This is a genomic window from Desulfovibrio sp., assembly GCF_014803725.1.
Classification (GTDB): Bacteria; Desulfobacterota; Desulfovibrionia; order Desulfovibrionales; family Desulfovibrionaceae; genus Desulfovibrio.
Genome location: NZ_JAAVBE010000013.1, coordinates 1 through 9,836, shown reverse-complemented (window position 1 = coordinate 9,836; position 9,836 = coordinate 1). Strand labels below are relative to the sequence as shown.

Here is a 9,836-nt window from a genome sequence, read left to right as displayed (position 1 = left end):
GCTCCCAAACCTTGTCAGATATATCGTGGCGACGATGTGCAGTTTCCATGTCTACCTCCTTTTGGAAAAGGATAGCAGAAAGCTACATAAATTAAAAGAGAAATGACGACACTATCTAGCCCCAAGGTACATCTTCCCCCCCCCGGTAAGGACGGCTCCCCAATCCTGCTCCGGTCATTTTTCATCACCCCCCCTCACGGTATGCACGCAAGTGACACCACCCTTGGAGGATGACCAATGCCCACCCAAGAAAACCCGATAGTCGGGCTGCTCTCGGAAAGCCTCCCGCCAATTATCGCCCGAAAGGATGTCGCCAAGCTGACCTTCGGGCTGGTCAGCGCTAAAACAATGGCCAATCGTGACAGTCTTGGCACCGGGCCGAAAAATCGGTTTAAAATGGGCAAGGAAGTCTGGTATCACAAGCAGCAGTTTATCGACTTCATTGTCGAGCATATTGTCGCGCTTTAAATCGGTCCCGACCTGACGTTCCTCATTTTCGCGCAGCTCCCTTTACCTAGCCCCCCCGGCTGCTTCTCCTTCACATTCCAGCCGGGAGGCTAGTCAGGAACACCTAGTCGTCCATGCTTTCCTTGATTACCTGTAATACGGCAATGGCCACGGGAATCCACGCAATCTTGGTTTTCTCCTCGGTTTTCAGCGGCACAGGAAGCGCCGCATGGTTTTCGGTTTCGGTCGGCTGCCAAGCCTTGTGAGGCCATTCAACCAGCTTTGCCCTCAGCATAAATCAACGCGGATTGTCATCGTTCCCCTCCCGGGAGAAGTGCCGCCTGCAATACACCGTCACCCAGCAGGGCGTTACGGAGCCGGCCTTCACGGGCGCCCACTGGAACCGGCACGAGCCGGGCATCTATGTGGACGTGGTCACCGGGGAGCCGCTCTTCGCCTCATCCGCCAAGTTCGATTCCGGCACGGGCTGGGCCAGCTTCACCCGGCCCATCGGCAGGGGCCATGTCACCAGGCGCCTTGATGAAAGCCACGGCATGCGGCGGATAGAGGCCCGCTCCGCCGGGGGGAATTCCCACCTCGGGCACATCTTCCCGGACGGCCCCACGGGCCTGCGCTACTGCATCAACGACGCGGCCCTGCGCTTCATCCCCGAGGCGGACATGGAAAAGGACTGCTGGAAGAACGACCCTGATCGGGTCTGATAAACGCCTCGCTGCCCGGGTGTGGCCTCCTGCGCCGCGCGTGTTCAGCTGAACAGCACGTCCAGGCACATCATGCCCACAAAGCCGATGATGACGCCCAGAGTGGCGGCATCGCCGTTGCCCGAGGCATGGGCTTCGGGAATGACCTCCTCCACGGTGACGAAAATCATGGTCCCGGCCGCGAACCCGAGCGCCCATGGCAGGAGGGAGAGCGCGAGCGAGGTGAGCAGGGCGCCGGCGACCGCGGCCACCGGCTCCACAAGGCCCGAAAGCTGACCGATGAAGAAGGCCTTGCGGCGGCTCATGCCCTCGCGCACGAGCGGCAGGGAGACGGCCATGCCCTCGGGCACATTCTGTATGCCGATGCCGAAGAGCAGGGTGAGGGCGCCGGCCACGCCCAGGGCCGGGTCGAGGCCGGCCGCGCCAAAGGCCACGCCCACGGCGAGGGCCTCGGGAATGTTGTGGAGCGTGATGGCGAGAACGAGGAGGAAGTTGCGGGGCAGGCCGCTTTGGGGGCCGTCGGGCCGAGCATGAGGTGGATGTGGGGGGTGGCATAGTCGAGCAGCCGCAGGCAGAGCGCGCCCAGCAGGAAGCCGCAGGCCGGCGGCAGGAACTTCCATCTCCCCCAGGCGGGGGCCGCCAGCTCCAGGGCCGGATCCAGCAGGGACCACACGCTGGCCGCCAGCATGACGCCGCCCGCGAAGCCGAGCAGGATATCCAGCGTCTTGCGGGAAAACTCCTGCTTCAGGAAAACCACACCCGCACCAAGGCTGGTACAGAGCCAGGTGATGAGGCCCGCGCAAAGCCCGGCCAGCGCCGGCGACTGATGGATGAACTCCAGCATTGCCTTTCCCGTTGCCCGGCCGCTTTCCGGCACCTGAATTTCATGGGCGCTACGTCATATGGCGATTCAGCCTAACCTTCCGGAATACATTTGTAAATAATTTGCCGACAGTTGGCGGCTCCACCTCGCGGCGCCATTTAAATCTGGCGCGTGACGGTCTTTTCCAGAAAAACCCCTCCCTGACCGCATCTGACCGTTCCTGACACCTCCCCACGCCGGCCTTCTTTTCCCTGCTTACAGCAGGACCTCAGGCGGCGCGGGTTTCTTTTCACGCGCGGCCGCCCACGCCAAGATGAGCCCGAGTACTGCGCCGAGAACAGCCGCGAAGAGGACGCGGAAGGCCGGGGGCAAGAGAAAGGTGACGGTATGCGCCGGCACCCAGAAAAACAACAGGGAGCGGTACAAAACCAGATCCCACATGCGGTTCCAGTCGATTTCGGCCAGCGTGGCGCCCACGTTGAACCCTTCTCCCGGGTAACGCGGCCCATCCGCGACCATTGCGATGCGCATGTCGCCGATTTTGTGGGCCACCATCAGCACCGGGGCGAACATGGTGTTCATGGTGAGGCTTATGGCGAAGGCGGTGATAACCTTGCGGATACCCAGCGGCCCGGTCAGGGCCCGGGGCGCCCAGTCCAGGCCCAGGGCGGCCAGCATGCACGGCGCGCCGGCCGAAAAAATGATGAACGCCGCGCTGATGCAGACGCCGAGCAGCCCCCACAAGAGGGCGCGGGCGAGGGGGCGGAAGCCCGGGGGCAGGTAGCGGCCCGTGAGGAGCCGTTGCGCCAAGCTTTCGCCAAGGGTGCCGAGCAGCGCGAATTTGCCGAAACCGGCCATGAAGGGGTGGTTTTGCGTGGTGTTCATGTACCATGTGAAAAAGGTGTCAGAAAACAGCAGGCATGCGCATGCCGCCACCACAATCCCGGCGCAGACTCTGTCCGCGCCCTTGTTCAGGATATTAATCCGCATGTGCCCTTCCTTTTTGGTGGGGATGTGAACGTGCCCCGGTGACAGGTGCGCGCGGGGGACGCGCCCCGGGCATCCTCGGCTGTCGCGCCGCCTCCCGGCCCCACACGCAGGGGAAAAGAGCTTTTCCCGCACGCAGCTGCGTCTATGCCCGTGCCCATGCGCAGGCCCTTTTCATGCCGGATACCCTGAAATTTTTCCCGCTGCACGAAAATTTTCTCTCTTGTAGTCGTCACTACTGACTTTGTGCGGAGAGGACGTTAAAAAAATCACAACACAGACATTGAACCCCATGCCCGGGCCGGACGGATCCTGAAAGTGACCCCGCAACGCGGCCCCGGTGCGCCGGTTTTTCGTGACAGTCATGGAGGCCCCATGCCACATCCCCGAGCAGCCCTGCTTGCCCCCGTGGTCACCGCTGCCGAGTTTGCCGCCTGGGAGTCGATTTTGCCGCTGGGCGAGCGGCGCTTCTGGCAGGCGCACGCCATGATCTACCGGCCTGGCGAGAGTTCCGCCGGGGTGCATTTCTGCCTCTCCGGCACGTTCCGGGCCGTGGCCTTCGGCAAAAGCGGCCAGCAGCGGACCTTGTGGCTCATGCGCGCCCACTCCATCATCGGCGAGATTTCCATGTTCACCGATTCGAGCGCCATTTACTCCATGGAATGCCGGGATGCAGGTGAGACCGTCTTTTTCAGCCGGCGCCAGCTCGTCGGGGAGCTGCTCCCGAAGGAGCCCGTGGTGAGCCTGAGCATCATGCGGCTGCTGGCCACCAAGGTGCGCATGCAGAGCGAGGATTCCCAGGCGTGGAATTTCATGCCGGCCTGGAAGCGCGTGGGGAGTTTTCTTTTGCGGATGAATGAGTCCTCCGGGGATTTTTTCCGCATCCACCATGCGGACCTCGCCGAATACCTCGGGCTGCACCGCGTTACCGTCACCAACGCCATCGCGCACCTGCGCGCCGCGGGCCTCGTGGAATGCAGGGGGGAGGGTATGCGCGTGCCGGACCCGGCGCGCCTTGAGCAGCATGTCCGGGACGGTCCCGGCCGGGACTGACCCGCAGTTTCCAGAAACGACAGTTGGGGAGTGAAAAAACTGCTGCACCCGCAGGGTCTTGTTTTGCGCCCTGCGCCCGGGGCGTCACCCGCGGGGGGCACCCCGCAAAAAGGAGATTGGCATGGCAGAGAAAACGGTACGGCATCAGGCGGACCTGCTCGTGGTGGGCGGGGGCATCGCGGGACTCATGACCGCCATACGGGGCGCGGAGCTGGGCCTCAAGGTCATCGTGGCCGACAAGAGCAACGTCCGCTACTCCGGGGCCGGCGCCACCGGCAATGACCATTTCCAGTGCTATATCCCGGAATACCACGGAACGGATTTCAACGCCTGGATCGAAGAATTCCAGACCGGCCAGCAGGCCACCATCCGCGACATCAATTTTATCAGGACGTGGATGTCGCGCTCCTTTGAAATGATCAAGCTCTGGGATTCATGGGGCATCCCCATGAAATACAACGGCAGGTGGGAGTTCGCCGGCCACGGCATGCCGGGGGACATGCTCAACCACCTGCATTACGCGGGCAAGCACCAGAAAAAGATCCTGGAAAAAGAGGCGCGCAAGCGCGGGGTGGAGATCGTCAACCGCGTCATGTGCTGCGACCTGCTCGTGCGGGACGGGCGCGTGTGCGGCGCCGTGGGCATCAGCACCCGGGAGGACGTAGAACACGTCTTTGAGGCCGGCGCCGTGGTCCTGACGACCGGCTCCACCATCCGGCTCTACCCGGGCTGTACCCCCGCCTCGCTCTTCAACGCGCGGCTGTGCCCCAACTGCGCGGGCGACGGGCGCGCCATGGCCTGGCGGGCGGGCGCGGACCTGGCGAGCCTCGAGATCCCGGTCTTCCGCTGCGGGCCTGTCTATCTCGCACGGGCCGGCAAGGCCACCTGGGGCGGCGTCCTCCGCGACTCGGCGGGCAAGCCTGTGGGCCCCTTCGTGACCAGGCCGGACAACAAGTACGGCGACGCCGTGGTGGACGTCTATCAGGACATTTTCATGGACTACCGGGATTCCGCACGCGGGCCCGTCTATATGGACTGCACGGGCCTTGACCGCGAGGGCGTGGAATACATGACCCACTGGCTGGACAACGAAGGCAACGGCGCGCTGCTCAACTTCTTTAAGCGCGAGGAGCTCGATATCGGCACCACGCCGCTGGAGTTCCGCTCCTATGACAAGGAACTCTCCCCGCGCGGCGGCATCCTTTATGACGAAAACGCCCGCACTTCACTCCCCGGCCTCTATGCCGCGGGCGATGAATTTTTCGGCGGCATCTCCTGCGCCGCTGTTTTCGGCTGGGTGGCCGCCGAAAGCGCCGCCAGGGACATCAGGGAGAGCGGCGTCACGGCGGACGGCGCGGGCGCGGCGGCCTGCGAAAGCCCAGTGCTGGACACGTTGCGCAGCATCCGAGGCCGCGAGCGCGGCGCGCGGCACGCCACCTGGCAGGAGGCCAACCACGCCATCCAGCAGATCATGGGAGACTATGCCGGCATCCCGCGCTCGGAGACCACGCTCAAGGCCGGCGCGGACAACCTGGCGCGCATCTCCGCGCGCGCCCGTGAGACGCTGGCGGCCGGCAACCCGCATGAACTGGCCCGATGCGCGGAGATCCTCAACCTGCTGGATGTGGGGGCCCTCGTCATCCGCGCCGCGCGCGAGCGCAAGGAGACGCGGGCAAAGCATATCCGCAAGGACTATCCCTTCACCCATCCGCACCTGAACAAGCTCCTGGTGCTACGCCGCAAGGACGGACAGGACGAAATGGAATGGCGCGCCGTGCGCAAGCGCTAGGGTTTCAGAACAGACATACGCGTCCCTATCACCAGTGAGGAAAAAACGATGCCTCCCTTTATCCATGAAGACCAGTGCAAGAAATGCCTTCTTTGCGTCGAGGCCTGCCAGTCGGACGTCTTTTACGGCAGCGTCCGGGGCGCCGTGCCCGTTGTGACCTATCCCGATGAATGCTGGCACTGCAACGCCTGCGTCATCGAGTGCCCCACGGGCGCGGTGGAAATCCGACTGCCCCTCAACCTCGAGCCCATGTATCAGGAACGCGGCTGACGGCCGCGTCAAGGAGAGGAACATGCCTGGCAAACAGCAAAAAGCCCTTGCCTTGCAGCTTTTCTTCATCGCCCTCGGCCCTGTCCTCTGCTGGATCATCAAGGACCTGCCCCCGCTCGAGGGGATGAACCCCGACGGCATGCGCTGCCTTGCGGGGGGCGTCTGGCTCCTGGTGTGGTGGATCAGCGAGATCTTGCCCATGCCGCTGACCTCGCTCATGAGCATCCCCATTTTCGCCATCCTCGGGGTGCTCCCGGCGGTCAAGACCTTCCAGGCCTTCAGCGCCCCCTCCTGCATGATGGTCTTTGGCGCGACCATCATCATCGGGCTTTTGAAGGAGAGCAATTTCATCATGCGCTATGCGTACTGGTGCCTCAACCTGCCCTTCATCAAGGGCAGCGCCATCCGCTTTCTCCTCGTCTTCACCATGAGCGCGGGGCTGCTCTCGGCCATTGCGCCCAATATCCCTCTCGCCATCCTCTTCGTTTCCATTGCCGTCAGCATCGGCCGCTCCTGTCATCTCCCCCCGAGCAACGGCATGATGCGTTCCCTGGCGGTGCTTTCCGCCGTGGCGCCCTCGGTGGGCGGCGCGGGCACGCCCCTTGGGGGCGCGGTGAACATGGTNGTCATCGGGCTCATCGCCACCGTGCTTNCGCATGAGACCTCCTTCTGGGAGTGGACGGCCCTGGGCATGCCGCTCACGGTGGTCACGCTTCTCGCCATGTTCGGTCTGTGCCTTCTCGTGTTCCCGCTGCGGGGGGCGGCGTCGCGCCTGCCCATGTCCGACGACTTTTTGCGCGACAGCCTCAAAAACCTCGGACCGGTGACACGCTATGAGCATATCGCCATGGGCGTCATGGCCGTTGCGCTCCTGCTCTGGTGCGCCGGCCCCCAGCTGGCCGCCCTCGCTGGCTGGAAGGCGGGCGTCAAGCTGCTCAACGCGCCATTTGTGGCCGTCCTCATGGGGCTCGCCACCTTCCTCATCCCGTTGCGGCGTGACCCCGAAAGCGGAAAGCTCATCTTCTCCATGGACCTGGACCAGGCCGTGCGCAACATTTCCTGGAATATCCTGCTCATCATGGTGGGCACCATCACCTTTGGCAACGTCCTCCTGCAGGGGGGCGTCGACAAGTGGGTGGCCGGGCTCATCCAGTCCGCCCTCGGCAATATTTCCGGGGCCTGGGTCTGGCTCATCATGGTCGTGCTGACGGGCCTCGCCTCCCAGATCGTCAGCAATCTGGCCCTGGCGGCCCTGGTGCTGCCCATCACCGCGAGCCTCGCTTCCCTCTATGGCTTCCATCCACTGGCGGCCTGCCTTTCGGTGGGCTTTGCCTGCAATGTGGCCATCATGTTCCCCTTTTCCTCCCTCACCGGCGCGGCGGCCATGATGGGCGGCGGGGAGTATGTCAACCCGCGGGACTTCATCTGGTACGGGCTGTGCGTGACGCTCACGGTCTCCCTGATAACGTTTCTCTTCTGCTGGCTTTTCGGCGCAGCGATTCTTGGCTCGTCGTGGGCCTGAGAACGCGCTGCCGTTCACAAATCCATGAAGGAAGGTGGAGGTATGATCAAGAAACGGTTATGGCATGGTTCTCTGGCCGGCCTTGTGGCGACGCTTTTGTTGTGCCTGGGGGCGCTTCCGGCGCGGGCCATCGACTTCAAGGCGCACGGCTGGTGGCTGTTCGGCGCCCAGTACGGCCAGAACGGCAATTTCACCGACAAGGGGCACACGGGCTACGACAGCCTTGAGGACGACTTTGAGGCCCGCTCGCGCGTGCGCCTCCAGTTGGACGCCGTGGCCTCCGAAAGCCTGAGCGGCCAGGTCTATTTTGAAATCGGCAAGTTCATCTGGGGCAAGGCCACGGGCAAGCAAAGCGGCGCCGCGCTCGGCGCGGACGCGTCCGACGTCATCAAGCTCAAGCGCGCCTATATCGACTGGATGGTGCCCGAAACCGACCTTTCGGTGCGCATGGGCATCCAGGCCTTCCGCTCGCCCTATTTCGCCCTGGACGGCCCCACGGTGATGACCGCCGACGGCGCGGGCATCACGGCCAACTACAAGATCAACGACAATGTCAGCGTCACCGGCTTCTGGATGCGACCGTACAATGACAACTACATCTCCGCCAACGGGCGCGAGGACGGCTTCCTCGACAATACGGATTTTGGCGGCCTCTTCATCCCGCTCACCTTCGACGGCNTGGCCATGACGCCCTGGGGCATCTACGGCGCCATCGGCCCCAATACCTTCCGCACCGCCAAAAAACCCGCCGAAGGCGAGAACGCCTTCTTCGGGCAGCGCATCAACGCGCCTGACGGCAACTATTTCTGGAGCGGCATGTTCCCGCTTCTGGCCAACAAGAAGGCCATCAACCGCAAAACGCCCAGCGAATACGGCAACGCCTGGTGGGGCGGCCTCACCGGCGAGCTGACCATGTGGGACCCGTTCCGCATCGCCTGGGAATTCACNTACGGCAGCGTGGACTGGATGGACGACGCGGCCATGAACCGCAAAGGCTGGATGGGCGCCCTGCTCTTCGAGTACAAGCTCGACTGGGGCATTCCCGGCATCTACGGCTGGTACGCCTCGGGCGACGATGACGACCTCGGCAACGGCTCAGAGCGCATGCCCTATATCGTCAACGATTTCGGCGTCTCCGGCTTCTCGGACACCTTCGCCGGGCCGGACATCAATGGCCTCGAGCGGGACCGCGTCCTCGCTAACACCCTCATCGGCACCTGGGGCGTGGGCGCGCGGCTCAAGAACATGAGNTTTCTCCCGAAGCTGCGGCACACGCTCCATGTGAGCCTGTGGGGGGGCACCAACAGCTCCNGCATCCTCGAGAAGATCCACGACCGCACCGGCCAGTGGATGTCGCCCAACGTCAATGACAATACCGACTACACCGTGCCCGTGGGCCGCGACAACATCTACCTCACGGACAAGGACTACGCCCTCGAGATGGGCCTGTTCAACCAGTACAAGATCTACGAGAACCTCGCGGTCAACCTCGAGGCAAGCTACGTCCACCTCATGCTGGACAAGTCCGACGACACCTGGGGCCTCGCCACCACGGGCGGCGGCAAGCGCGGCATCCGCGACGCCTGGAACGTGAGCGCCCTCTTCATTTATTCCTTCTAATATTCCTTCTAACCAGGGGGGAGAGNGGAGGCCCCGCGCCTACCCTCCCGCACATGGACAGGGNCCCNGCCCTGCGCCTTCAAAAACGANGTCCCGCAAGGTGTAAAACGCCTTGCGGGACTTCGTCGTTTTGACGCCAAATTAATGTACAGAGAGTAAAAATATGATGTAACGCAGTGGAATAATAGTTAAAGGGGCTGTCCTAGCTAAGGANAAATTGCTAGGATAGAATATGTACGNGCGGCGAANTCGGNTAAATTCGCGTCAACAGGCTNAACTTATAAAGTTTTTCGTTGCTGGCGCAACCGCGCGTGCTGNGGGAGAAATCNCGGGTGTAAATCGCAACACCGCCATCTCGTATTTCATGCGCCTCCGTCGTCTAATAGCCATGCATCTCCCCAGTTATCGCTTGTCAGGGGAAGTTGAGGCCGANGAAAGCTACTTTGGCNGAGTGAGAAAAGGCAAGCGACGCCGGGGAGCTGCCGGGAAAATAGCGGTTTTCGGGTTACTGAAGCGCAACGGGAAGGTTTATACGGCCATAATCCCCAATGCGCGAACAGAAACGCTGATGCCCATCATTGAGGAGCGCGTCGAGCCTGATAG

Annotated in this window: 10 protein-coding genes and 1 pseudogene; 8 read left to right on the top strand and 3 right to left on the bottom strand. The window is 62.8% G+C overall.

Features of this window, described 5'->3' with window-relative positions; all coding sequences use genetic code 11:
* The first annotated feature begins 237 nt into the window (after positions 1-237).
* The gene (locus HDR50_RS04160; RefSeq protein WP_291356194.1) at positions 238-468 is read left to right on the top strand and encodes a hypothetical protein; all 231 of its coding nucleotides are present in this window, start codon (positions 238-240) and stop codon (positions 466-468) included.
* 103 nt (positions 469-571) lie between these two features.
* Here the strand turns inward: HDR50_RS04160 and HDR50_RS04155 are convergent, their stop codons facing one another.
* Entirely contained in the window at positions 572-742 is a 171-nt protein-coding gene (locus HDR50_RS04155; RefSeq protein ID WP_291356192.1) for a hypothetical protein, read from the bottom strand.
* Between the two features lie 13 nt (positions 743-755).
* Between HDR50_RS04155 and msrB the strand changes: the two genes are divergently transcribed.
* Complete coding sequence (msrB, locus tag HDR50_RS04150; RefSeq protein ID WP_291356190.1) at positions 756-1,169, top strand: peptide-methionine (R)-S-oxide reductase MsrB; 414 nt, start codon at positions 756-758, stop codon at positions 1,167-1,169.
* A 44-nt stretch (positions 1,170-1,213) separates the two neighbouring features.
* On the opposite strand, the pseudogene HDR50_RS04145 reads toward msrB, so the two are convergent.
* Positions 1,214-2,013: pseudogene (locus tag HDR50_RS04145) on the bottom strand (ZIP family metal transporter).
* Between the two features lie 234 nt (positions 2,014-2,247).
* The gene (locus HDR50_RS04140) at positions 2,248-2,982 is read right to left on the bottom strand and encodes a hydrolase (RefSeq protein ID WP_291356188.1); all 735 of its coding nucleotides are present in this window, start codon (positions 2,980-2,982) and stop codon (positions 2,248-2,250) included.
* 372 nt (positions 2,983-3,354) lie between these two features.
* Between HDR50_RS04140 and HDR50_RS04135 the strand changes: the two genes are divergently transcribed.
* The 6 genes from HDR50_RS04135 to HDR50_RS04110 form a co-directional block, all read left to right on the top strand.
* Positions 3,355-4,032: a Crp/Fnr family transcriptional regulator gene (locus HDR50_RS04135; protein WP_291356186.1), complete on the top strand. Its 678-nt coding sequence runs from the start codon at positions 3,355-3,357 to the stop codon at positions 4,030-4,032.
* A 121-nt stretch (positions 4,033-4,153) separates the two neighbouring features.
* Entirely contained in the window at positions 4,154-5,821 is a 1,668-nt protein-coding gene (locus HDR50_RS04130; protein WP_291356184.1) for an FAD-binding protein, read from the top strand.
* Between the two features lie 48 nt (positions 5,822-5,869).
* Entirely contained in the window at positions 5,870-6,091 is a 222-nt protein-coding gene (locus tag HDR50_RS04125) for a ferredoxin family protein (RefSeq protein ID WP_291356182.1), read from the top strand.
* A gap of 22 nt (positions 6,092-6,113) precedes the next feature.
* On the top strand, positions 6,114-7,613 hold the full coding sequence (locus HDR50_RS04120; protein ID WP_291356180.1) for an SLC13 family permease: 1,500 nt from the start codon (positions 6,114-6,116) through the stop codon (positions 7,611-7,613).
* Positions 7,614-7,655: 42 nt separating this feature from the next.
* The gene (locus HDR50_RS04115) at positions 7,656-9,233 is read left to right on the top strand and encodes an outer membrane homotrimeric porin (RefSeq protein WP_291356178.1); all 1,578 of its coding nucleotides are present in this window, start codon (positions 7,656-7,658) and stop codon (positions 9,231-9,233) included.
* Positions 9,234-9,465: 232 nt separating this feature from the next.
* The coding region (locus HDR50_RS04110) for a transposase (RefSeq protein WP_291356176.1) at positions 9,466-9,836 on the top strand (371 nt) is incomplete at its 3' end.